18 protein-coding genes, 1 tRNA gene and 1 rRNA gene are annotated in these 24,097 nt (G+C 49.0%); 18 read left to right on the top strand and 2 right to left on the bottom strand.

Translation table 11 applies throughout. From position 1 onward, the window contains the following. The first annotated feature begins 94 nt into the window (after positions 1-94). From HDT28_05385 to HDT28_05410, 6 genes are all read left to right on the top strand, one after another. A tRNA-Asn gene (locus HDT28_05385) sits at positions 95-170 on the top strand. 1 nt (position 171) lies between these two features. After that, a 5S ribosomal RNA gene (gene rrf / locus HDT28_05390) occupies positions 172-288 on the top strand. A gap of 175 nt (positions 289-463) precedes the next feature. Further along, entirely contained in the window at positions 464-904 is a 441-nt protein-coding gene (locus tag HDT28_05395) for a GNAT family N-acetyltransferase (GenBank protein ID MBD5132007.1), read from the top strand. 53 nt (positions 905-957) lie between these two features. Next, positions 958-1,437: a hypothetical protein gene (locus HDT28_05400; protein ID MBD5132008.1), complete on the top strand. Its 480-nt coding sequence runs from the start codon at positions 958-960 to the stop codon at positions 1,435-1,437. A 142-nt stretch (positions 1,438-1,579) separates the two neighbouring features. Then, positions 1,580-2,077: a hypothetical protein gene (locus tag HDT28_05405; GenBank protein ID MBD5132009.1), complete on the top strand. Its 498-nt coding sequence runs from the start codon at positions 1,580-1,582 to the stop codon at positions 2,075-2,077. 28 nt (positions 2,078-2,105) lie between these two features. Continuing rightward, positions 2,106-2,651: a hypothetical protein gene (locus HDT28_05410; protein ID MBD5132010.1), complete on the top strand. Its 546-nt coding sequence runs from the start codon at positions 2,106-2,108 to the stop codon at positions 2,649-2,651. Positions 2,652-2,924: 273 nt separating this feature from the next. On the opposite strand, the gene HDT28_05415 is transcribed toward HDT28_05410, so the two are convergent. After that, positions 2,925-3,083, bottom strand: a complete 159-nt coding sequence (locus tag HDT28_05415; protein MBD5132011.1) for a hypothetical protein — start codon at positions 3,081-3,083, stop codon at positions 2,925-2,927. Positions 3,084-3,266: 183 nt separating this feature from the next. Between HDT28_05415 and HDT28_05420 the strand changes: the two genes are divergently transcribed. Next, the gene (locus HDT28_05420; GenBank protein MBD5132012.1) at positions 3,267-5,087 is read left to right on the top strand and encodes an InlB B-repeat-containing protein; all 1,821 of its coding nucleotides are present in this window, start codon (positions 3,267-3,269) and stop codon (positions 5,085-5,087) included. 84 nt (positions 5,088-5,171) lie between these two features. Here the strand turns inward: HDT28_05420 and HDT28_05425 are convergent, their stop codons facing one another. Further along, the gene (locus HDT28_05425; GenBank protein MBD5132013.1) at positions 5,172-6,002 is read right to left on the bottom strand and encodes a LacI family transcriptional regulator; all 831 of its coding nucleotides are present in this window, start codon (positions 6,000-6,002) and stop codon (positions 5,172-5,174) included. 44 nt (positions 6,003-6,046) lie between these two features. Here HDT28_05425 and HDT28_05430 point away from each other — a divergent pair, with 44 nt between their 5' ends. From HDT28_05430 to HDT28_05480, 11 genes are all read left to right on the top strand, one after another. Continuing rightward, entirely contained in the window at positions 6,047-7,717 is a 1,671-nt protein-coding gene (locus tag HDT28_05430; protein ID MBD5132014.1) for an alpha-glycosidase, read from the top strand. A gap of 8 nt (positions 7,718-7,725) precedes the next feature. Continuing rightward, entirely contained in the window at positions 7,726-9,237 is a 1,512-nt protein-coding gene (locus tag HDT28_05435) for an extracellular solute-binding protein (GenBank protein ID MBD5132015.1), read from the top strand. Between the two features lie 207 nt (positions 9,238-9,444). After that, positions 9,445-10,701 carry a sugar ABC transporter permease gene (locus tag HDT28_05440; protein MBD5132016.1) on the top strand — a complete coding sequence of 419 codons (1,257 nt, stop codon included), beginning with the start codon at positions 9,445-9,447 and terminating at the stop codon, positions 10,699-10,701. After that, positions 10,698-11,591, top strand: coding sequence for an ABC transporter permease subunit (locus HDT28_05445; GenBank protein MBD5132017.1), 894 nt, complete (start codon positions 10,698-10,700; stop codon positions 11,589-11,591). The genes HDT28_05440 and HDT28_05445 overlap by 4 nt, the downstream gene beginning before the upstream one ends. A gap of 334 nt (positions 11,592-11,925) precedes the next feature. Further along, complete coding sequence (locus HDT28_05450; GenBank protein MBD5132018.1) at positions 11,926-13,761, top strand: signal peptidase I; 1,836 nt, start codon at positions 11,926-11,928, stop codon at positions 13,759-13,761. Positions 13,762-14,138: 377 nt separating this feature from the next. Next, on the top strand, positions 14,139-18,872 hold the full coding sequence (locus HDT28_05455) for an InlB B-repeat-containing protein (protein ID MBD5132019.1): 4,734 nt from the start codon (positions 14,139-14,141) through the stop codon (positions 18,870-18,872). A gap of 78 nt (positions 18,873-18,950) precedes the next feature. After that, positions 18,951-19,514, top strand: a complete 564-nt coding sequence (locus HDT28_05460) for a hypothetical protein (GenBank protein ID MBD5132020.1) — start codon at positions 18,951-18,953, stop codon at positions 19,512-19,514. Between the two features lie 177 nt (positions 19,515-19,691). Beyond that, a complete protein-coding gene (locus tag HDT28_05465) occupies positions 19,692-20,273 on the top strand; it encodes a hypothetical protein (GenBank protein MBD5132021.1) in 582 nt (193 codons plus the stop codon). Between the two features lie 645 nt (positions 20,274-20,918). Beyond that, positions 20,919-21,713, top strand: a complete 795-nt coding sequence (locus HDT28_05470; protein ID MBD5132022.1) for a sugar phosphate isomerase/epimerase — start codon at positions 20,919-20,921, stop codon at positions 21,711-21,713. 240 nt (positions 21,714-21,953) lie between these two features. Continuing rightward, a complete protein-coding gene (locus tag HDT28_05475; protein MBD5132023.1) occupies positions 21,954-23,258 on the top strand; it encodes a phosphoglycerate kinase in 1,305 nt (434 codons plus the stop codon). Positions 23,259-23,440: 182 nt separating this feature from the next. Further along, positions 23,441-23,779, top strand: a complete 339-nt coding sequence (locus HDT28_05480; protein MBD5132024.1) for a hypothetical protein — start codon at positions 23,441-23,443, stop codon at positions 23,777-23,779. The last annotated feature ends 318 nt before the right edge of the window (positions 23,780-24,097 follow it).

Here is a 24,097-nt window from a genome sequence, read left to right on the forward strand (position 1 = left end):
TTTGTTCGACGGGACAAGGACGGACATTTTTACAACTAAATAGAAATTCCGCAAAGAACTTGTGCGTAACGCCAAGCAGCGAGCGCATAATTGATCCTCGGTAGCTCAGTAGGTAGAGCGTTCGGCTGTTAACCGAATTGTCACAGGTTCGAGTCCTGTCCGGGGAGCCATTGCGGTGGTCATATCGTAGGGGTCACACCTGTTCACATTCCGAACACAGAAGTTAAGCCCTATGGAGCCGAGAGTACCTGTCTGGTGACGGACCGGGAGGGTAGGTAGCTGCCGCATTTCATTAAAAGAGACGTTTAAAAGAGCGTCTCTTTTTTCTTGCTATTTCGACACGGCGACGAACTGCCGCATTTCATTAAAAGACATCTTAGAAATAAGGTGTCTTTTTTCTTTGCATTCTATTTGTGATTTTGATATAATTTAATTTAGATAAACGTAGATCGGGAGTGTATTTATGGAAATCAGAAAAATGAAAATTACGGACTACGAGGAAGTGTATGCTCTTTGGACGTCTTGTGCGGGAATGGGTTTGAACAACTTGGACGATTCAAAAGACGGTATAAACAAATTCCTTGAACGCAATCCCGAAACTTGTTTTGTCGCTTTGGTCGACGGTTTGATCGTCGGCGTTATAATTGTCGGTACGGACGGGCGACGGGGATATATTTATCATACTTCCGTTCGTTCCGATTACAGAAAACATGGTATTGGGAAAACGTTGGTCGATACCGCGCTTTCCGCTGTAAAGCTTTTGGGTATAAATAAAGTCGCGTTGGTCGTATTCGAGAGAAATGCAAACGGGAATAAATTTTGGGAGAAGATGGGTTTCAGCAAAAGAGAAGATTTGGTTTACCGCAACAAGACCCTTACCGAACTCGTTAGAATAGACACGTAAAATATCGCTTTGCGGTATGATGTGCTTTTATCTAAAATAAATATAATAAAATCATGAAAATAATCTTTTTAGACATAGACGGAGTGCTCAACTCGCGCGAGTATGACAGGCGGCGCGATTGGAGCAAACAAACCGCAATCGACGAAACGCGTTTGCCGTTCGTCAAGCAAATAATAGACGCGACCGGCGCGGTTATCGTACTGAGCTCGACTTGGCGCATTCATTGGAACGCGGACAAAAACAAATGCCGAGAGGACGGCGTTTATATAACCGAGCTTTTCGCTAAGTACGGCGTGGAGATATACGACAAAACGCCCGACCTCGGTATAAACGGCGACCGCGCCGACGAGATACGGGAATACCTAACCACCTGCGGCGAGGATATAGAAAGCTACGTTATAATCGACGATTGCCGCTACGACTGGCGGGAAATGAACGACCGCTTCGTCAAAACTTCGCCTTACAGAACGCTCGGTATCGACGAGGAAACGACCGCGCTCGCCATAAAAATACTTAACAATAAAATAGATTGACAAGATCAAATGTATAGTGATATAATATACCAAATCATAAATTCGAAAAGAACGATATATGCCGCCATATTGCAATAAAATCGAAAAATCAATCTGTGATTGTGATATAATCAGAATATAAAAACACAAGGAGAAGGGGAAAATGAAAAAGAAACTATTTATACTGCTTGCGCTTGTATTGTGCTTAACACCCGTTTTCGGGCTCGTAGCGTGCAATAGCGACGCCGACCTGCAATGCAAAGTCAAATATATATGCGACGACAGCAATCTTCGCGGTGAGGACGACTATAAAAAAGAATATGTTATTTTTTCCAAGAACGGTTATGGGCTGTATCATTATTATTTGGAGCACCTTGCGAGCGGTAGTTATTATTATGAAAGTTACACTCTGGAATATACGATCAAGTTCAAGTATTCGTATTTGGACGCCGACAAAAGCACGATAGCGTGTTATTATGACAGCATATCTTACGGCGATAAACATACCGAAGAAAAACCTAAAAACGGTCACAACAGCTGGTCCAAAATGTTTACGGTATCGAAGAACCTTCTAATGTCGTCTGACGGTAAAACGTTTATCAACGAAGACTATCTCGACGAAGAAATACCTAATTATAAAAAGGTCGAAAATAAAGACTAAGTTAAATGTTTGCGCTATAATTTATGCAATGAAAATAAAAAAAGAAGTATCGCGAATAAAAAGCTTATCGGTGCCTAATTTGGCGGCGTGCGTTATTTTTATTGCGGCAGTATTATGGTCATTAATGATAGGGCTTGTCATTCATAAATCCGTTTTGACAAATTCTCCGTATGATGATATAACCGTTCTCGTTATAGTCGGCTCGATATCAATTCCTTTATTACTATTCGTATTATTTGCAAAAAAAGCTTTTTCGATTGTAACAATAGATGAGACGGGCATACATAGTGCTCTTTTCGGAAAATTCTTCAAGCGTAAAATGACGTGGAATGAAATACATATTCAGTGCTATCGCCAATGGACAAGATACTACTTTACTCCCATGATGAAAATTTACAAGAAAACTTCTAAAAACGTAAATAGATCGTGGTCGAAAAAGCTGTATGATATAGGCGTTGACATCGACGCCCGTGACAGTATAGAAATTCAATTCACGGAAAAGCGCCTTAATGTTATAAGCCGATATATTCCCAGACCCGTAACGGGATTGGATACAATATATAAGAATAAATAGACTAAAAATAGAGCAATTAATAACGATAAGAAATTTATTGGGTGTAATGAAGTAAAATAAATTACGCCCACGTACAACAATAAAGTTTTCTTGCCTACCTCTTTCGAAAAAAGAAGTAAGTGGCGTTGAGAAATTAATAACGAGATGTTATTAATTGGGCGTAACGAAATAATACCCACCTTGCCCACACACAACAAAAAAGTTTTCTTGCCTACTTCTTTTTCAAAAGAAGTAGGTTCTTAGCTTACTTTCTTTTTTCAAAAAGAAAGTAAGCTACCAATCTTCTTTAATATATCGCGACGGCTGCTTAACGTCGTCGTAGAAATCGTCGTAAACCTCTTTCGACGATTTTTTGGTCTGCGGAAAATCCTCCTGCTCGAACGCGTCTTCCTCTGCGTTCTCGGCTATCCTCATAAGTTCAAGATTAGTCATACAAGTATTGTACCACTTCGTCGGCGCTTAATCAAGCCAAAACCGTTAATTAAAAAATTTTTCGGTAATTTTTCAAAAACCTATTGACAAAATAAAAATAGGTTGTATAATATAGTTAAACGTTTAAGTAGTTTTAACATTAAGGGTTTAGGCTACCGAAAACAGTTAAATACACGGAGGTTAATGATGAAAAAAGTGCAAAAGTTGTTGATATCGGCTTTATGCGTCGTACTTGGCACGGCAGGTCTTGTGGCTTGCGGCGGAGGCAACGACGGCGATACGGCGGGCGATAAGGTAAAGGTCACATTCTTTGACGGAACTACGCAATTATCGCAGGTCGAAATCGACAAGAACAGCAAGGTGGCAAAGCCCGAAACCGACCCGACCAAAACGGGATATGAGTTTGTGCGTTGGTGCGCTACGCCTACATACAGCCAGCCGTTCGACTTCAATACCGAAATCGAAGAAGACATGAGCGTATACGCAGGGTTTAGGTCGACCGCCGAGGATAACCACGTTTGGTATCTTGCGGGCTCGTCGTCTTCGGCATTGTTCGCGGAGTCGGGCGATTATAAGGACTTTACGACGGCTAAGGAGAACGTAGACCAGCTGCCCGATTCGGTAAAAATGACTAAGGACGCGACCAAGGGCAATAGGTTCACGTTCACTGCGGATTTCTACGAAAAAGATAAATTCCAAATACTCGAAACGGAGCACGGCTGGGGCGATTACCAGATAGGCTACGGGTACATGAACTACGAGCAGTACACTACCGACAGCACTCAGCCTTTTTACAGCGGCGGCGGTTTGAGCGGCATAAATAAAACCTCCGACATTATGTGCGGGCAGTCGGGCAACTACACGCTTACACTTACCGTAGACGTCGACGGCAAACTGACCGAGTTATCGTACGTGCGAAACGGCGACGCCGCGGAGCTCGAAATCGAGCTTACCGAATACTTCATCAAGGGCGCAAGCATAACGGGCTGGGCGGACTTGTACAACGACGCGACCAAGATGTCGAAGGTCGGCGAGAACTATACGCTCGAAGTTTATCTTAAAGCGAACGATCAATTCATGTTCACCACGCTCGTGACCGAGGACGGCGAAAAGAAAGTAGGCACTACCTACATCAAAGCCGACGCGCTCGACGATGCGTCCAAGGCGTACGTCGACGGCACGACGAGCAACATTACCGCCAAGGCGGACGGAACGTATAAATTCACCTACAACGAAAGCACTCAAAAGCTTTCCGTCACGTTCGACGCGGCAAAAGCGCCCAAACAGTACGATTACTATATCGACGTTGCAAAGGGCGGCACTACCGGCTGGGGTGACTACCAGAAAGACGCCGAAGGCACGCAGCTTACCGGCTCGAACGGCAAATACACGATCGAAGGCGTGGAATTGGATGCAGACGACCAGTTCGTTATTCGCTCCTACGTTGCGGGAACTGAAACGCTCGGTTGGGATAATAAGGACGTAGACTATAACTATACTTACTACAAGGTCGACGGTACGGCGTTTGCGGCGGCGGACGCGGCGGGCGGCAATTACAATATCAAGGTTGTGACGGCGGGCGTTTACGATATTACTTTCGACAGCTATGCCAAGATGCTCGAAATAAAAATTCACAACGACAGCCCCGATATTTACGATATCTATATCAAAGGTACGAATATCGGCACGCAGACGGGCTGGGATCACGCTTTCGCAGCGCAATATAAGTTTACTATCAACGAGGCTGAGACCGCATACGAATACACCCTGACGATAGAAGACGGCAAGGACGTAGAGTTCGGCTTGGCGCGCTATAATAAGGGCGCGAGTAGCGGTAACGGCGACTTTATCAACGCAACTGTTATAGGCACTGCGGGCGATGCAAACAGTCTGTTTACGGCAAACGCAAATAACAATATCATTTGCTCTACTGCGGGAACCTATAAAATCGTTTACACGATCGAAACGGGTAAGGTAGACTTTTACGCAACCCCTCAGGCGTAAATAGTACCCCTATAAAGAATTTAGCCCGATAGCGCAAACAACGGCTATCGGGCTAAACTCTTTGATATTAAAAGGTTACGTACGTTAAATTTCGATATTATGTTCGGCGGCGGACGAATCGACGCGACCGATCGCTTTGTTTACCGCTTCGACGGCTGCTGACGCTTTTAACTCGAACGAGTTCTTTGCGCAAAAGACGGGACAGTGCAGGAAGTCGGCTATAAATCGGCTTTGGGTCGCATAGCCCGTGCCGCTCAGCTCGGTGGGGAGATCGCGTAACGACCGAATTACGGTCACACCGTCAAAGACCTTTTCCGCGCCAGCTAAACATTCTTCGGGTAACGGGTGAGTGAGCAGGGTTATTTCTTCGCAGTCGGGCAGTTCTTTTTTAGCGGCTTGATACATCGCCGCGAAATCGTCGTTTATTCGGTAAAAGAGCAGGTCCTCGAAAACGGTGTCTATCGCCACAACGGGCACGTACTTGGTGTCCGCAAACATGCGGAAGTCCTGCTCGGATAAGCCGAGCGTTATATACGCGTCGCACGGCGCGCCCGTGCGTTCGAGCTCGGCGGTATAATCGCAAACCCTGAGCGCGCGGTTGTGCTCGGCGAACAAGCGGGTCAGCTCCGTGATAAGCTTAATATAGTATGCCGAGCCTATGCCCTCTACGTTTTTTACAACTACGGCGACCGTATTGGTCTTACCCGTTGCAAGATACCGCGCCATAACGTTGCATTCGTAGCCGAGCAGGTTGGCGAACTGAAATACCTTTTTTCGGGTTTCCTCGCTAATGGATTGACCGGGCTTATTATTAAGCACGTACGACACCGTCGCGATCGAAACGTCTGCGGCGGACGCTACGTCCTTTATTGTAACGCGCCCCTTGCGCGCGGTTGTATCGGTTGTTTTTCCCATAGCAATTATTATATAATAAAATCACTTATTTTGTCAAGGTAATCATGAACAAACACGCATTATATCACAAGTCCGATGGGCTGTATGCCTTTGCGCTTGACGGGAATACCGTGGAGCTTAGGCTGCGCGCGGCGCACGGCGACCTGAATGGGGTAACGCTCGTTTACGGGAAAAAGCACGAGTTTTGCAAGGAAAGAAAAAGTATGCCCGTGCCGTTTTCGCTGACCGACGGAATGTTCGACTACTATACCGTTCGGCTGAAACTCGACGACAAGCGGCTTGCGTACGTATTCGTCTTGACCGATACGAGCGGCAAAAAGTATTATTACTCCGAGGATGGCGCGACCGAAAGCTATGACTATTCGACCGCGTACTATAACTTTTTCCAGCTTGCATACGTCAATAAAAACGACGTAATGCCTTACGTCGATTGGCTGGGTAATGCGGTCGTTTATCAAATCTTTCCCGACCGTTTTGCGGTAGGAGAGCCGCCGCACGGCGAGCAACCTTCTTCAGTCGATAAAGATTACATAAACCTCGAATGGGGGCGTAAACCCACGCCTAAGAGCTTTGCAGGCGGCAATTTATGGGGAGTCGCGCAAAAGCTCGATTATTTACGCGATTTGGGCGTCAATACGCTGTACCTTACGCCCATATTCACTTCGCGTTCTAATCATAAGTATGATATAAGCGATTATTACAACGTCGACCCGCATTTCGGCGGTAACGTTGCGTTCAAGCATCTCATGAACGAGTGCAAAAAGCGCGGCGTTCGAGTTATACTCGACGCGGTGTTCAATCATTGCAGCGACGAGCTTTTACAGTTCAAGGACGTGTGCGAAAAGGGCGGCAAATCGAAATACCGCGACTGGTTCGTCATAAACGGCGACAAGCCGACAAAGCGTCCGCGCAACTACGAGGTGTTCGCCGAGTGCGATTATATGCCCAAGTGGAACACTGCTAACCCCGAGGTTCAGGAATATCTGTGCGCGGTCGGCGAGCACTGGATAAACGAGTACGGCATAGACGGTTGGCGGCTCGACGTAAGCGACGAGGTAAGTCATGAGTTTTGGCGGAAGTTCCGCAAGCGCATAAAAGCGCTCGGCGAGGATAAAGTGCTTATCGGCGAGAACTGGCACGACAGCCGAAGCTACCTGCGCGGCGAGCAGTTCGATTCGATCATGAACTACGCGTTCACCAAGGCAATGCTCGACTTTTTCGCTAAAAGAGAAATGGACGCGCAGGGATTTTGCGACAAGCTTAACGGACTTCTGATGCGCAACTCTACGCAGGTCAACGGCATGATGCTCAATCTAATAGACTGTCACGATACGCATAGGTTCTATACTCTGTGCGGCTGCGACGAGAAAAAACTTCTGTGCGCGCTTGCCGTCGAGCTGTTCATGCCCGGCGCGGCAATGGTCTACTACGGCACGGAGATACCGCTCGAAGGCGGGTACGATCCCGACAGCCGCAGGTGCTTTATCTGGGGAGAGCATGAGTTCACACCCAAGGTCAAGAAATTGCTCGGGTATAAACGCTTGAAATCACTCGGCGGCTGCGACGCTAAATTAACTTGCGAGAACGGATTGTTTATCGTCGAGCGCGAGGCGGCGGGGGAAAAGACCGTGCTTTTGGTCAATAATACCGATAACAAGCTGACCGCACGCGGCACGACCGTCGAGCCGTACGACTTTAAGATAATACGTGATTAAGGAGCAATATGAAATCGATTAAAAAAATATTATCAATATTGCTATGCGGCGTGGCGGCTGTACCGCTTGCGGCGTGCAACGGCGGCGGCTTGCGCGAAAAGTACGCCGCGCAGTCGCTCGCCGCGCTGTACGACAAGTTCGACGGCGAGGTCGAGCGCGGCACTGCGGCTAAGCCTATCGTTTTGCACGTTCTCGAAAACGATACGGCAAAGTCGTCGGGGTATCTCAAATATTTGCTCGACGGGTTCAACGAGAAATACAAGGACTACTACATCACGGCGATCGACGCCAATCAGGACCAGTACAGCAATCTTGCCGACGACGGTCCCTACGGCTATGGTCCCGACGTTTTATACCAAGCCAACGACATACTTATGAACTACTGCGCGGGCAAGCACATTACGCCGCTGCCCGTCGATAAGCTGGACGCGTACGCGGAGTTGCCCGAGCTTGCGAAGAACACTTACACGTATAAGCTCGATAACGTCGAGTATTTCATGGGCGTGGGCGTGAACGTTCAGGCGGGAATGATGTACTACCGCAAGGACTTGCTGCCCGACGATTGGCAGACGACCTGGGATGATAACAAAAACGATGTGCCCGATATGATAGAGGATATGCGCAAGCTGTACAAGTTCAGCCGCGAGCGGCGCGAGCAAAGCCCCGATACGTACGGGTTTATGCAGTCTTTCGACGACCCCTATTTCTCTTGCGGGTATTTGTTCACGTACGGCGCGTATGTGTTTGGGAGCGACAACACCGATACCACCGACATAGGCTTCGAGGCGAACGACGCCAGGCTCGGCGCGGGTGTTATACTTCAACTCGCCGACGTGATGAACAGCGGGTGCGTGGATAATTCCATTACCGTTGCGCGCGAAACGGAGTTTGCTTCGGGCGCGTATTTCGCCGTGCCCGACACGCAGGATATGTACGGCACTCTTAACAGCGAGCTTGTAAAGGTATACCGCAAACAGGGTATGAGCGCCAAAGAAGCCGCTGCGGCGGCGGAAGAAAATATCGTAGCCGCGCCCATGCCGTCGCTGCCCGTATCGGGCGATTTGACCGAGGAAAGCGGCGAGCTCAAAGATTCGATAGCCATGGGCGGGATCAACGCTTACGCCATAAGCTCGTACACAAAGTACCCCAAGGCGAGCCTGGCGTTTTTGAACTATGCCACAAGCTACGAAATGATCTTAAAGCGCAACGAGTACTTGGGAATAGCCCCCGCGCGCAGGGACTGCAATTCGGCGTGCACCGTCCAGTCGCAGGTCGCGCAAAGCCTTTACGGCATGATGGAGCAAAACCGAATACAAATAATGCCGTCCGTTTACGGCGTGGACAGAATATGGACGCCGCTTGCGACTACGTTCACCGATATAGCGAACGACCCGTACAGAACGGACGGTAAAAAGTTTACCTTGTCGGGCGGCAAATGCAATTACGACGCGCTCGACCGTACGCTTAAAACCTTGGACGAGAATATCTACAACGCGATATACTCGTTCGGCAGTAAGTAGAGGAGGGAACAGCGTAATATGAACGACAGCGAAATTTATCACGGCAAGCCGAGCATCGGTACGCGTATACGCTCTTACTTTGCCAATATCCCCAAACGCCTGAAAAACTTTTTCGGCGGGATCGGGCGAAAAGCGTCGCGTGTCCCGCAGAAGATAGGCGCACGCGCGCAATATATCAAGACCGCGCCCAAGCCCGTAAAAGCGTCGATGGGGCTCATGGGGCTAGGTCAGCTCATGCAAAAACAAATAGTAAAGGGCATTCTGTTCCTTTTGATTTTCGCCGCATACGTAACGTACATGGTGTTCTCGGGCGGGGAAGCGATGTACAACTTCTTCTCGCTCGGCGTAGTGCCCGCCAACCCGTGGCTGGGGATAGAGGGTGACAACTCGGTAGTAATGATGTTGCTCGGCACGCTTGCGTTTATCATTACGGGATTTTTCATAGCCGTGCATCTCGCGAACATACGCGACGCGCAAAGAACGTTCGACTACGTGTCTCGTGGAAACAAAACGCCGAGCTTCAAGCAGTCGCTTGCGAGTATGTTCGATAAATACTTCTACGTAACGGCGCTCGTTCTGCCCGTTGTCGGCGTGTTCGTGTTCAATATTCTGCCGATAATCTTCATGGTGTTTTTGGCGTTCACAGATTACAGCGGACAGGTCGTGCTGTCGGGCTCGCTCGTCAGCTGGATAGCTTTCGACAACTTCAAACAGCTGTTTTCGGTCGGGCTGATGGGTAGTACGTTCTTCAAGATACTCGGATGGAACTTGTTATGGGCGATAATGAGCACCGCGCTCAATTATTTCGGCGGGCTCGCGATCGCGTTGCTTCTCAATAAAAAGATAGTAAAGGGCAAAAAGATTTGGCGCGCCTTTCCCGTGCTTGCGTTCGCCGTGCCTGGCTTCATAACGCTGTTGGCGTTCAAGTTCATGTTTTCAAACCAAGGTCCTATCAATTATTATATAGAACAGCTCGGTGGCACGGGCAAGCTGTTCTTCGGCATCGACAGCAAGTGGAGCGCGAGGATAATCGGCTGGCTGGTCAATGCGTGGCTGTCCATTCCGTCGAGTATGCTGCTAGCGACGGGCATACTCGCAAACCTCAATCCCGACCTGTACGAAGCGGCAAGGATAGACGGCGCAAGCCCGTGGACGCAGTTCGTGAAAATAACCCTGCCGTTCGTGGTGTTCGCAACTACGCCCGTGCTGATAGGGCAGTTCATGGGCAACTTCAATAACTTCGGCGTGTTCTACTTTCTGCGCGGCGGAATAATATGCGACGGGTACTTCCTTGCGAGCGATACCGATCTTCTTATAAATTGGCTATACAGCCTGTCGATAGACAACAAATATTACTCGCTCGGCGCGGCGATAAGCATAATCATATTCATAATAGCGGCGGTCATCTCGCTCGCGGTGTACGTAAAATCGCCCTCGTATTCAAAGGAGGATATGTACAGATGAAAATAAGCAAAGCCGACAAGCTCATAAACAAGCAGATCAAAAAATCGCGGATCGCGCGCAAGATCACGCCCAAGCGTTTTGCCGAAGGCTTCTTTACATATCTGGCGCTCATAGTAATAGCGGTGATATTCGCGTTCCCCGTGCTGTGGCTCGTCCTCGCGTCGTTCAGCGAAAGCGGATCTATGTACACGTTTAAGGGCTTCTTTCCGAGCTCGTACAGTATCGAAACGTTCAAAAAGCTGTTTACCGACACCGAAATGTACAACTATCCGCGCTGGTTCGCCAATACGCTTATAATTGCAGTTGCGTCGTCGGTGCTCGGCAGCCTCTTAGTCATACTCACGGCGTACGTCATGTCGCGGTTCAGGTTTGGTGCGCGCAAGGGAATAATGAAGACAACAATGGTGCTCGGTATGTTCCCGTCGTTCATGGCAATGACCGCCGTGTACCTTTTGATGACGCAGTTCGACATGATAGATAATCTTTGGGGCTTGGTGCTCATATATTCGGCGGGCGCGCCCATGGGCTATCTAACACAGAAAGGCTTCTTCGACACGATAAGCAATTCCATGTACGAAGCGGCGCGCATAGACGGCGCGAGCAACTTCAAGGTGTTCGTGAGAATAACCCTGCCGATAGCAATGCCCATGATAGTGTATACGCTCATAACCTCGTTCACGTGGCCGTGGTCGGACTTCATACTGCCCAAGCTGCTACTAAAAAACAAGGACTTGTACACGGTCGCCGTCGGGCTTATGAGCCTTGGCGATACGGAATTCGCGCGGTTCGCCGCAGGCTCGGTGTTTATCGCAGTGCCGATCATTGTACTGTATTTCTGTTTGGTCAAGTATATGGTAAACGGACTGACTGCGGGCGCGGTAAAAGAATAAGCGGGAATTATATATTAATGAAAGATAATGAGAGGGCGTGCGAAAGCGCGCCTTTTCTCGTTGATAGGCGAGCGGGGAAAAGCACTTGCGAATAATCGGGTTTGTGTTATACATACTATTAAATAACGAAAAAACTACTTAAAACAGAATATGTAAAGTATTTTATAACGTAACAAAACTACTCGGGTGTAACGAAACAAGCCCCGCTTTCGTAAACACTCGACGCTAAAAGTTTCTTGCCTACTTCTTTTCAAAGAAGTAGGTGCTTCTTTCCAAAAAGAAGTAGGAATACCTATTGACACGCGCGGGTAATCGTGCTATAATTGTATCGATCATGGCGAATTCGGCAGAACAAAACGAAGCGACGCCCACTGTGGCGGCGCAGCCCAAGAAGAAAAGCAAGATAGGAAAGGTGTTTAAAGTAGCAGGCGTATTGCTGTTGCTTTTTGTTTTGGTTGCGCTCACGCTCAACGCTCTGCTCAGTATGTTCAGCGATAACTACTATACTACGTTCGGCAAGTACCGACTTTTCGCGATCGTCACCGACTCAATGGAGCCGGAGATCCCGACGGGCAGCATGATAGTCGACGTCAAACCTACGAGCGAAGCCGAGATCACGGTCGGCACGGTCATAACGTTCCGCGCCAAGAGCGGCAAGGACACTATACTTTTAACCCACCGCGTAACTGCGATAGGCGAGCGCAACGGTCAAACCGTATACACGACCAAGGGCGATAACGCCGGCGGCACCGACGCATACAAACCGACCTTCGACGACATAGCGGGAGTATACACCGGCAACAAGTGCGGGTTCTTCGGCTCGCTGTTCGGGTTCTTCCAATCGTCGCTCGGCATAAGTATGCTCATATTCTGTCTATTCATAGTTATTGTCGCATGGGTAGCGATCTGGTATATCAATCGCACCGAAATACGCAAAAAAGTCGAAAACGCAGCGCTCAAAAAGAGCGCGCAAGCCCTTTCGTCTGTCAGCCTGCGCTACGACAATATCACCGAAATAACGGCGGTCATGGACGTGTTGGGAATGCTGACTGACACGCCGCAGACCCACGCCGAGGCGAAAGCCATATCCGATCGGCTCATGCAGTTCATCAGAGCCGAAAACCTCGAACTGCCCAAAACCCCCGAAACGGCGGCGGTGCTCGACAGCCTGCCCGCGCCCGACACCCCGAGCTCGCTCGCAGTGGCAATGTCGCAGGGCGCAACGCTCCGCCAAGCCGAGGACGGGCAAACGCTCGTGCTCACCACGGCGACGGGCGGCAAAAACATACTTTTGACCCCCGTGCAAACCGCCGATGGCGTAATACTCTGTCAGCAGGGCGTGCGGCTCAGAAGCGATCTCGCGCCCGATATCGAGCGGTTGGGGCTAATGAGTATGCCGACCAACCCCGAATTCTTCGAGGGTCAGCCGCTCGAAAAGAACGTTATATACCCCGAGCTTCCGCAGCCGACGGCTCGGCTCGGTCCGGACGAACTTCTATCCGCGCAGCCGCCTAACATTGGAAACCTGTTCGGCGAACAGCAATTATCGTCGCCCGTGCCCGTCACAAATTTGATCGATGGTGGGAATACGAATACAGAAAAGCAAGCCCTTCCGTCGGGCGCGCATACAGATATTACGGCGGACGCGGAGAAACCGAGCGGCGCGGAAAAACAAGAAAAGCAGGAAAAAGCGAAAAAACAGGAAAAACCCGAAAGCTCTACCGCGACAAACGCTGGAACGAGCGCGGCTGTAAGCGGCGGATCGTACCTCGATGCGGCGCGGCTCAAATACGCGGCGCATAGAAAGAACGCGGCGGAGCTCGAAATCAAACAGGCGGAAACTCTCCATGAGCTTTTGACCGATGCCGAGCCTTTGACCGAAGAAGAACAAGCGAAGCTAAAAGAGTATAAAGCGGCGCAAGCTAAGGCGAAAGCGAGTAAGCCCAAAACTCAAAGAAAGCCGAAAACGCCCGAACAAAAAGCCAAGGCAAAGGCGGCGGCTGAAAGCAAAAAAGCGGCGCAGGAAGCCTTTCTCAGTTCGCTCAGTCCCGAGGATAGGGAATTGTATCTAGCCGAGGTCAAGCTCGCCAAGGCACGCGAAAGCTCGATTCGTAAGCTCAAACGCCTTGCCGCCGACCGCAAGCTATTGGAACAAATAGAAGAAGAATAAGGTTTAATGTTAAAGTGCGGTAGTATAATTGCCGCACTTTTTTGTTCGCAAGTTTGGGATGGGCGAATGTATTATAATAACCCGTAATCACACCCTCCACCCAAAGGGGTAGGTTGATAAAAGTAAAGTTTCCAGCCTGCTTGTTTAAAAGCGGCGTAAAGATATAAGTAACGTAACGAAGCTAATCGGGTGTAATGCAAAGAAACAAATTACTTTCGCAAACACACGACACTAAAAGTTTCTTGCCTACTTCTTTTCAAAGAAGCAGGTCAAAGGAGTAGGAAGTTTTTTTAAAATTTTGAAAATACCTATTGACATACCGATAATCAAGTGATATAATTAGTATGCATAAAAAATAAGGGAGTAAATTAGGGGGAATGGAGAGAATCCGTCGTTTGAGATTTTTTATCATTGCGGCGCTCGCTTGCGCGATACTGTTTTGTATCGCGGGTTTTTCCGTTTCCTATGCCAAGTGGGATATCGGCGATAGCAGCGCAAGCGTAGCCAAAGGTAGCGACGGCAAGTTCTACGTGGAATGTCCCCAGTACGTAACGGGCGAAGGCGAGAACGCGACAGTTATTCCTCAGCTCCAAAAAGATAAATACTACCTTCAAGTTCCTCAGCGCGGCAATACCGCAATGTCCGACTATTACGAGTTCGGTTCTCACGATACTGCAAACGAAGTTAAGTTACAGTCCGTGTACTTGTACAAGGGCGACGTTGTAGATTTGTACTATGCGTATGAGGAAGGAACCGAATCTAATAAGAAAATAATAAGAAAACAAATAGGCATAGCCAATAGCGGCACGGGTCAAAACCTCTCGGCCGATAAGATTACTTACAGCGGAAATAAGTATACGATACAAGAGAACGGCGAGGGCTTCTACGACTTTTATTATAATTACAGCACCAAATCCATGTGGACGGTGTTTATCGGCAAGCCTTCCGAGGAAACGGTAGATTCGGGCAATACCGGCGATACGGGTAACGCAATAGATACTACCGGATATACGGAGCTTTTTTCCGTTAAGTTCTCCGGTGAAGACCTAGAAAGAAAGCTTTATTTCAAAACCGGAACGGGCGCGACCGGCGATTATGCCGATTTGGATAAGTTTGCCGTCCATATAAGGGCAAACGATTGGAGCGCCTATTACTATAATTCCCAAACATATCCCGGCTCCGGCGGTTCCGGTGACGGTAATATGCGCAAGGTAAGCTATCTAAATAAAGGAACGGTTAACGTCGGTACTAAGGACATAACCGTTATAGTGTTTGGATTTGATGAACAGCACATAAGCGGCTCTCAAACAGCAGCCGGTTCGAACGGTAATGCGGCACCGTTATCTCTCGCGGATTACGCCAAAGGCGACGTGAACTGCATAACATTACATACTTCGAAAGGCAGCAGCCCCGTACTCGATAAATACGGTTCGGGTTCGGGTTCCTCGTCGGGCGGCGGTGGTACCACCGAGGCCGACAACAGAACTCCGGCGGACCCTGACTGCGTCGGATCTACCTCGTTTGCCGAGGACTCAAACGCAACGCAAACTCTTGCCGGCAAAACGACCGTACGCGAGGTCAATGCAAAGGTAACGGGCGAGAACACCACCTACGTATACAAAAACTATCTCGCGGTATCGCGCAGGAACTCGGAATCTACAGACGACGATAACTCGATAGCCTATATCGAGTTCCGTGTTTCGGATTGTTCGGTAGACCCTTACAGCGTACAAGTAAAATCGTTAAAGATAACCCGTAGAGCCACCGACGATAGCGGTAATATCACGGGCGAGTTTATCGTGCCTGCTCCGCGTATTTACAATTACGACTCGTCGATCAAAACAATGCTCGGGCCTGCCGATACTCATGACAAACCCGACACGAGCGGCAATCGCTTCGCTATTTTTGCCCACGGCAATCAGCACGTAGTAGAAGGTATAGATCCTTCGCAGGACGATGAAATATACCCGCATATGCAAAATCACTTCGACGACGGCGTGTACGTAGTGCTGTATTTCGGCGACCATTCGCAGCAGTATTTCGCACTGGATATCGAGCTGGAGCTCGATAAACCGGTGGACTTTAAGCTTACTGCGGAAGTATCGAATAAAAACAGCTGGGAGCGTTATCAGGACGGCTACGGCGAACCTTGGGGCTACTACATGGGCGGTCTTATCAACAGCGTAGAAACATGGGACCCCAGCCGTACTACCAAGCTCGAACGCGCTACCGACAGATACAAAACCGACTTTGACCCGACTTATGAAGAAAGCTTGTTGCCCGATATTGAAAACGCCACCGATGCGGCTATCGATTCGTTTAATAATAACCCCGACTTTAACTACAAAATAATCAGGTTCTATAAATCAACGGGAGCTTTCGAGGGCTTTGCACGCTATCCCGAGGGCAAGATCGACGTGTCGCTTACCGTCAATCTCACCGAAGGCTCGCTTGTGAAAATGTATATGCTCGATCACGACGGACATCGTTTGAACGGACACACCGTTTATGTAATGCCTAACGAGATAGAGTACGACGCTGCCACCAAAGCACTTTTCCTTGACGACAAATATAAAATTTACGACGAGGACTTGAACATTATCATACCCCAAACGGGTACGTACGTGTTTAGGCTTGTCGGGCACTTCCATACGGGCGACGAAGAAGTCAACGGCAAGAGTGGTCGTATGTTCGACTATAAAACAGGCGAGCGTTGCGTAACTTTGCCTGCGGGTCACACAGGCGGTCCGTTGCCTAACTTCAACCTTATTGTAGACACGCTTTACATAACCTGTTCCAGCGTGGGAAACACCGAGTGCAATATCACGTTAAATGCCAACGGCGGCACGTTCGAGGGCGGAGCAACGACTCTTACGACCACCGTCACGTTCGGCTCGTCCGTAAATAACCTTCCCAAGCCTACGCGCGACGGCAAAACGCTCATGGGCTGGTACTACACGGACGCTGACGGCGAACGCCAGGACATCGGTTTTGACAGCACCATAACGGGCGATATGAACTTGAACGCTTGGTGGTCGGCTAACTATACAGTAACGTTCGACGCTAACGGCGGTGCTTTGTCGGGCAATAATACCGCGACGACCGACGCGTACGGCAACCTTACAGAAACGCAAATCAATGCGTTTGTTCCCACGCGTGACGACCACGAATTCTTGGGCTGGTACACGACATCCGCACAAACGGGCGGCGTAAAGATTACTCCCGATTATACGTTCGAAGACAATACTATCGTTTACGCGCGTTGGAAAGAAGTTAATAAAATTACGATAACCTTTAACCTTAACGGCTTGCACGATACAGACGTGCCCGACCCGCAACCTATTTCTGAGGGCGGAAATGTGATCGATCCTACAAGCGGCATGACCTTGCCCACGAATTATAATATAGAGGGCTGGTACACTACTGCGGCTTGCACCACGAAATACAATTTTGATACTCCTGTATCGAGCGCTACGCCTACTACCTTGTATGCCAAATGGTATGCCGAGGACGGTGTGTACGTTAAAAAAGAGTTTAAGAACGCGTTAACCGTGAATGAAGAAAAACCCTATGAAGAACAAATGGTATTGGGCGTTAGGGTGACCGAAGATAACTCGCTCATTACCATTTGGTATAACAAGGCGGAGCATAGCGCGAAGATAAAAACCACTTGTCCTTTCTATTCGTCTTACTCGTCGGCAAACGGGCTCAGACTTGACAAAGGTAATTATAACTTCTATTATAACTATGGAACTACCGATCCCGGCTTGTGGGTTGCTGGTCAGTATATCGTAACGCTTGATCCTAACGACGGCGCGACCGAGAGCAGCGAAGTTCTAACGGGCGACTTGACCAAATCGGGCAACTCGTTTATCGGTAAATTATCCGCTGCTACTGTTAGCGGTATCAGCGAACCTACAAGAACAGGCTATCGCTTCGACGGCTGGTATACTTTGGCGAGCGGCGGCGATAAAGTGGCTTTGTCCACCACGTACACGTTCAATTCAAGTACAACGCTTTACGCGCACTGGATAAAGACGTACACGGTAACGTTTGACGCCAATGGCGGTGCGTGGGGTGACGACAGCAACCCTCATACACAGGAGGTTGCCGAAGGCGATGCACCGATCAAACCGGAGGATGACCCGACGCGTAGCGGTTATAAGTTTACGGGTTGGTATGCTAACACCGAAGGTGGCGATGAGATAACATCATTCCCCGCCGTAAGCGGTAACGTAACGTATTACGCGCATTGGGAAGAAAATACCGCTACAACGTATACTATAACGTTTAACGCTAACGGCGGTACATGTACCATGGCTTCGGCTACGACGAATGAGAGCGGCAATCTTACTACGTTGCCTACTGCAACGCGAGATTACCATACGTTTGACGGTTGGTATACTGCGGCGAGCGGTGGTACGCAAGTTACGACTTCGACAACGTTCAGTTCGGATACACCTGTTTATGCGCATTGGACAGTGCGAAACGGTGTATATGCTGGTACAACATTTAAAAAAGCTTTAACAGTCAACCCGACAAATAGTAGCGAGCAAATTGCTACTGAGGTTGATTTCGCGGCAGATGATATTATCGTAATCGTCTATAATAACACCATCTATGATGCAAGCAATAAATACGATATCAATGAATGGTATGACGGGTACGTAGATATCAGTAGCGGTATGTATAAGGTAACCAAAGCTTGGCTTGCTGACCTCTACTTCGATACCGGTGAGAATAAGTTATACGTTACAACGTCGGATAAATTTATTACTTCTAAATTTACGTCAGGTCAAAAAGAGTTCGGTATCAAGCTTAAAGACGGCTTTATAATAATAAGACACAATAACAGCTCCGCCGGTACTCAGCAATATGCTTATGTGTCAGATACGGGTGGAGATGCAAGCGGTGTTCTTAACAACAGCACTTCGAACACGGAATACGTTACTTACAATGAAACGGTAATGAATCGTACGTGGATGACGAGCGGTTCAACAATGTATATTAGTGTGGGTAATAGCAATAACTCTTGGACCAATATGCAGTCGTTTACTATAACGGAAGGTTCAAAATATGCACTTAGCTGGAACCAGCATCCTACTGTCTAGTAGCCAATAACATCTCACCAAAAATCTTTACTCGGCGTGGTGCGCCAGAAACAAAAATCTTCAAGGAGGACGCCAAATATGAAAAAGTCAACAAAAGCGCTTATTGCGGCGACGGCAGCTATTTCGTTAGTCTGTATCGGCACGGTTTCGTATGCGGCGTGGAACAATAGTACGGCGAGCAGCGTAGACGTAGTCGGCGGCTCTACCGGTGTAATTAGTTCTCTCGGCGGGGTAACCGCAACGCCTTCATCGGCAAGCGGCACGTTTGTAAACAACAAGTACACAATGAACAAGCTCATCCCTATCGACCACAACGGAACGGTTTCCGGCGCTGTCAAGTATTGGGAGTTTACGCTCACTTGCGCTACGACGGGGGAGCAACAGTTTAATTACATCGTCAGCGGCGAGTTGAAAACAACGGTGTCCGGCGGCTCTAATGCGAACGATATCGGTTTGTATTGGTCGACTGATACGCCTACTCCTACTACCGGCACTAAGTTTGAAACGACTGCGGCAAAGATCATTCCGGAAAGCGACGGTACCAAGGTAGTATATGTGTTCCTTAAATCGAATACCGTTGACGCTATGGGCGCGAGTATAACCTTAACGTTCAATGCTGTCGATGCTACACCGTCTAATTAGCGGTTCGTCGGGCGAGTAGACGATAAACAACAGCAACCTTATCAGCCTTCCCCAAGTGGGGCATGGGGGTGGTGCACCAACGGGGCGGATGAGGGCACTCTAACGGTTTTAGAAGGCGCGACAGGGCGCGCTTGATAAAATAAAAATTAAAAATTTCTTTAAGGAGAAAATGAAATCATGAAAAAGACTGTTAAATCTCTTATCATCGCGGCTTCGGTCGCAGCTATCGCCGGTATCGGCGCTGTTTCGTTCGCGGCTTGGAATGCTAACGTTGATACGGACGTTGACGTAACGGGCGGTGCAACCGGTAACATTGCGGCAACCGTTGGTTTCGTTGTTGCCAATGCAGGCGATAACGCAACCGATTTGTCCCTTTCCGGCGCTATCGTTCCCTACGACCAAAGCGCAGGTTATGCGGCGGACGGTGAAACTGAAGTGCAAGTTTGGAGCGTTGCGCTTGGCGATTACAACGTTGACGCTGCGGCTTATAAGTTTACGCTTGATTATAAGACCGGCTATACTAACCCGCTTGATTCTTCTAGCTCGTTCTACTATTCGATTTCGGATGCGGCAGTAACCGCTGCTCCCGCCGATCTTACCAGTTGGACGGCTCTCGGTTCCGATATAACGATGACTGCTCCCGATGCGGCGGGCACCGTTAGCGGCAAATATTTGAACATTGTTCTTGACTCCAGCAAAATGGCGGATATGGATATAACCGGTATTCAGTTCACGCTTACGCTTGCGGATGCTACCTAATAATTAATCGTATCTAATCGATAAAATTTGCTCAAATCTGTGATACCGTTACATAAAGGTATAAACTAAGGAAATTTTGCTTGTTTGCGCCCTTGGCGTAACAATATCAAATGTGAATATGCGTACCCTGAGCGCGCAAGACAATCAACGAAACCGACTTCGTAAGAGGTCGGTTTTGTTTGTGTTTTTAATAAAAGCCTTCCCCAAATGGGGAAGGGGAATAAGGATAAGTTTAATAGAACTATCACACGCAATACCCCCCCCTTGTCATTTCGAGCTTGCGAGAAATCTCTTGGCTTATATGGAATTAGTAAAAGCAATAACGGAATTATGACATGGATAACGGCAGTCGTTCTAATTGGCTGTTATCTGCGTTTTGTTTTACTTAGCGCAATCGTTTGAGTTCGTTATAGCTTGTATCATAATCGAGCCGCTTCAAGAGATTCCTCGCCACCCTCGGAATGACATGGGCATGGCTTAATCACAATGTAATATCATAACGTAAAGAAATTATTCGGGTGAAAAACCAGTATAAATCATCTACGCCTACACCCGACACTAAAAGTTTCTTGCTTACTTCTTTTCAAATAAGTAAGGAAAAATTCGCTTGCCTTTTATGGAAGAATGTAGTATAATTTATGCGGTATGAAAATTGGGATATCAACATCTACATTTTTCAACACGGTGCCGACCGACGGGGTATTCGACATACTGCGTAAGCTAAGGTCGAATACGTGCGAGCTCTGTCTTAACACGTTCTCGGATTACGAGAAGATCTACGTAGACACGCTCGCGCAGTTCCGTGCGGGTATCGACGTCGTGGCGGTATCGCCGCTATCCATGCAGTTTGAGCCGCAGTTGTTCTCGCCGAACATGCGCGTACGCGCCGACGCGGAGCTGATCTTCCGTAAGGTCTGCTACGCGTGTTTTGCGTTCGGCGCGAAGTTCTACACGTTCCGCGGCCCTATCAACCTCACTAACGAGCGCGACTTCGACTACACGCGGTTATCCCAGCGCTTGGCGCAGCTTATCGACCTTGCCGCTACATACGGCGTCAATCTCTCGCTCAGGAATATGCAATGGTCGTACGCGGCAACGCCCGAATTCTTCAAGCGAATACTCGAACGCTGTCCGCGGCTGTATGCGTCGTTCAGTATGCATCAGGCGGAGAACGCGGGTTACGATATTCGCGAGTTCCTCGACGTATGTCCGCCCGAGCGCGTGAGTCATCTCGCAGTACAAGACTTTATCAAGTCCGAGTGGTGTTTGCCCGGTCGTGGCAAGTATCGGTTCGACAAGCTGTTCGCAGACCTCGAACGCCGTCACGTAACCGCGCCCGTGCTCATCGCCGCAAACAGCAATTCGTACACCGATTTTGTTCAGATCCGCGACAGCTTCGAGCATCTCGTTACCGAGTACAAGGAAGCGACGGGGAATTAAAAAGGATAGATTGATAGAGCCCTCATCCACCGCAAGCGGTCCCCCCCACCCCATGCCCCCATTTGGGGAAGGCGAATAAGGATAAATCAAAGCGAGATTGTTTGATTCTTTGCTAACGCTGAGATTGATAGTGCGGCGTAAAGCAATAAATATCGAAACGAAGCTAATCGGGTGAAACAATCTACAAACCACCTTAGCAAACACACGACAGTAAAAATAATCCAGAAAGGAGATTTAATTATGAACAAGAAAACAGTTCGTGACGTAGACGTAAAGGGCAAGAAAGTTCTTGTCCGCTGCGACTTCAACGTACCTATGAAGGACGGCGTTATCACCGACGAGAACCGCATTCTCGGCGCGCTGCCGACCATCAAGTATTTGCTCGATCAGGGCGCGAAGGTCACGCTTTGCTCGCACATGGGCAAGCCGCATTCCATTCTTTCCGCCGAGGTTAAGCTCAACAAGAAAGACAAGAAAAAGGTCGAGGCGGGCGAAACGACTGCCGAAGCCATAATCGAGAAAGCGAAAAAGGACGAGCCGAAAAAGCTCACGCTTGCGCCCGTCGCGGCTAGGCTTAACGAGCTGCTCGGCGGCAAAGTAACGTTCGCTAAGGACGTTATCGGTCCCGACGCTACAGCTAAGCGCAAGGCGCTCAAAGCGGGCGAGGCTGTGCTCATCGAGAACCTGCGCTTCCATTGGGAAGAAGAAGGCAAGGACGAGGCGTTCTGTAAAGCGCTCGCCGCCGACGCCGAAGTGTACGTAAACGACGCGTTCGGCACGGCGCACCGCTCGCACGCGTCGACTGCGGCTATCGTCGAGTACGGCATTATCAAGACGGCGGTCTGCGGCTGCCTTATCGAGAAAGAGCTCTCGGTCATGGGCGCGACCATCGAGAACCCGCCGCACCCGTTCGTTGCTATTCTTGGCGGCGCTAAGGTTGCCGACAAGCTCAACGTTATTTCCAACCTCCTCGAAAAATGCGACACGCTCATCATCGGCGGCGGCATGGCGTATACCTTCCTTAAAGCCAAGGGCTACGAGGTCGGCACTTCGCTTCTCGACGAGGAGAAGATCGGCTACTGCAAGGACATGATCGACAAAGCGGCTAAGCTCGGCAAAGAGCTCGTTCTGCCTATCGATACCGTTATCACTTCGCATTTCCCCGAGCCTATCGACGAGGCTATCGAGGTCAAGACCGTTCCGTCGAACGCTATCCCCGCAGACATGATGGGTATGGATATCGGCGAGAAAACGCGCGCGCTGTACGCGAGCAAGGTCGCGGGCGCGAAAGCCGTTGTTTGGAACGGACCTATGGGCGTGTTCGAGAACCCCACGCTCGCTAAGGGCACGATCGCTGTTGCGCAGGCGCTCGCCGACGTATACGGCAAGTGCACCACGATCATCGGCGGCGGCGACAGTGCTGCTGCGGTCAAACAGCTCGGCTTCGCCGATAAGATGAGCCACATAAGCACCGGTGGCGGCGCGTCGCTCGAATACCTCGAAGGCAAGGTTTTGCCGGGCATTGCGTGCTTGAATGACAAGTAAAAAATAATTAAGGATAGATTTTATAGTGCCCTCATCCGCCCCGTTGGGGCACCACCCCCATGCCCCCAATTAGGGAAGGCTTAGAGTGGTTCAGCTCGACCACCTTATGCCTTCCCCCGAATGGGGAAGGGGGACCACGTAGTGGTGGATGAGGGCATTACTTAATTAAAACGTATTTTATCATGAAAGACAAAACGGCTCGGGCGCTCGCTATCGTTGCGCTTGTGTTCATGGGAATATTCGTCGTTGCGCTAATTACGACGATAATCGATCGAACGCTGCTCGGCGGTAGTATCGGGTTTATCGCGCTCGCTTCGGGCGTTATAACGCTCGTTCTGTTCGTCATACTTAAAGCCGACGGCAGAGGCTACTCGCTCACGCAAATGAAAAACGAGAGCGAGATGGCGGAGATCGAGCGCGCCATACAAGAGAAAATCGAGCAGGAAAAACAAAAGCAAAAACAGGCGAGTGAAGAACCACCGCAAGTCGACGAGGAAGAAGAAAACTCGAATAATAATTAAACTGAAAGCACGGGTAACAGGGAGTTATCCGTGCTTTTTTGCGACTAGATTCTTCGCTATCGCTCAGAATTGCAATACGCTTCGGCTTGAATAAGGATAGATTGAGAAATGCCCGATGCCCCTACGGGCACCACCCCCATGCCCCCATTTGGGGAAGGCGAAATGTGGTTTGGCTTAATAACAAGGTAATATCTCAAACGTAAATTTTTTTTGTTACTTCTTTTACAAAAGAAGTAACAAAAAAAATTAAATTCGGTATTGACAAACATTCATATGCATGCTATAATGATACTAAGCGTGTACAAAAACACGGCTATT

It is taken from the genome of Clostridiales bacterium, from assembly GCA_014799665.1.
Taxonomy (GTDB): domain Bacteria; phylum Bacillota; class Clostridia; order Christensenellales; family Pumilibacteraceae; genus Anaerocaecibacter.

What these genes read in the sequence shown, in the direction of transcription:
- HDT28_05395 (MBD5132007.1), top strand. Translation starts at nt 464, where the DNA reads ATGGAAATCAGAAAAATGAAAATTACGGACTACGAGGAAGTGTATGCT.
- HDT28_05400 (MBD5132008.1), top strand. Translation starts at nt 958, where the DNA reads ATGAAAATAATCTTTTTAGACATAGACGGAGTGCTCAACTCGCGCGAG.
- HDT28_05405 (MBD5132009.1), top strand. Translation starts at nt 1,580, where the DNA reads ATGAAAAAGAAACTATTTATACTGCTTGCGCTTGTATTGTGCTTAACA.
- HDT28_05410 (MBD5132010.1), top strand. Translation starts at nt 2,106, where the DNA reads ATGAAAATAAAAAAAGAAGTATCGCGAATAAAAAGCTTATCGGTGCCT.
- HDT28_05415 (MBD5132011.1), bottom strand. Translation starts at nt 3,083, where the DNA reads ATGACTAATCTTGAACTTATGAGGATAGCCGAGAACGCAGAGGAAGAC.
- HDT28_05420 (MBD5132012.1), top strand. Translation starts at nt 3,267, where the DNA reads ATGATGAAAAAAGTGCAAAAGTTGTTGATATCGGCTTTATGCGTCGTA.
- HDT28_05425 (MBD5132013.1), bottom strand. Translation starts at nt 6,002, where the DNA reads ATGGGAAAAACAACCGATACAACCGCGCGCAAGGGGCGCGTTACAATA.
- HDT28_05430 (MBD5132014.1), top strand. Translation starts at nt 6,047, where the DNA reads ATGAACAAACACGCATTATATCACAAGTCCGATGGGCTGTATGCCTTT.
- HDT28_05435 (MBD5132015.1), top strand. Translation starts at nt 7,726, where the DNA reads ATGAAATCGATTAAAAAAATATTATCAATATTGCTATGCGGCGTGGCG.
- HDT28_05440 (MBD5132016.1), top strand. Translation starts at nt 9,445, where the DNA reads ATGGGGCTCATGGGGCTAGGTCAGCTCATGCAAAAACAAATAGTAAAG.
- HDT28_05445 (MBD5132017.1), top strand. Translation starts at nt 10,698, where the DNA reads ATGAAAATAAGCAAAGCCGACAAGCTCATAAACAAGCAGATCAAAAAA.
- HDT28_05450 (MBD5132018.1), top strand. Translation starts at nt 11,926, where the DNA reads ATGGCGAATTCGGCAGAACAAAACGAAGCGACGCCCACTGTGGCGGCG.
- HDT28_05455 (MBD5132019.1), top strand. Translation starts at nt 14,139, where the DNA reads ATGGAGAGAATCCGTCGTTTGAGATTTTTTATCATTGCGGCGCTCGCT.
- HDT28_05460 (MBD5132020.1), top strand. Translation starts at nt 18,951, where the DNA reads ATGAAAAAGTCAACAAAAGCGCTTATTGCGGCGACGGCAGCTATTTCG.
- HDT28_05465 (MBD5132021.1), top strand. Translation starts at nt 19,692, where the DNA reads ATGAAAAAGACTGTTAAATCTCTTATCATCGCGGCTTCGGTCGCAGCT.
- HDT28_05470 (MBD5132022.1), top strand. Translation starts at nt 20,919, where the DNA reads ATGAAAATTGGGATATCAACATCTACATTTTTCAACACGGTGCCGACC.
- HDT28_05475 (MBD5132023.1), top strand. Translation starts at nt 21,954, where the DNA reads ATGAACAAGAAAACAGTTCGTGACGTAGACGTAAAGGGCAAGAAAGTT.
- HDT28_05480 (MBD5132024.1), top strand. Translation starts at nt 23,441, where the DNA reads ATGAAAGACAAAACGGCTCGGGCGCTCGCTATCGTTGCGCTTGTGTTC.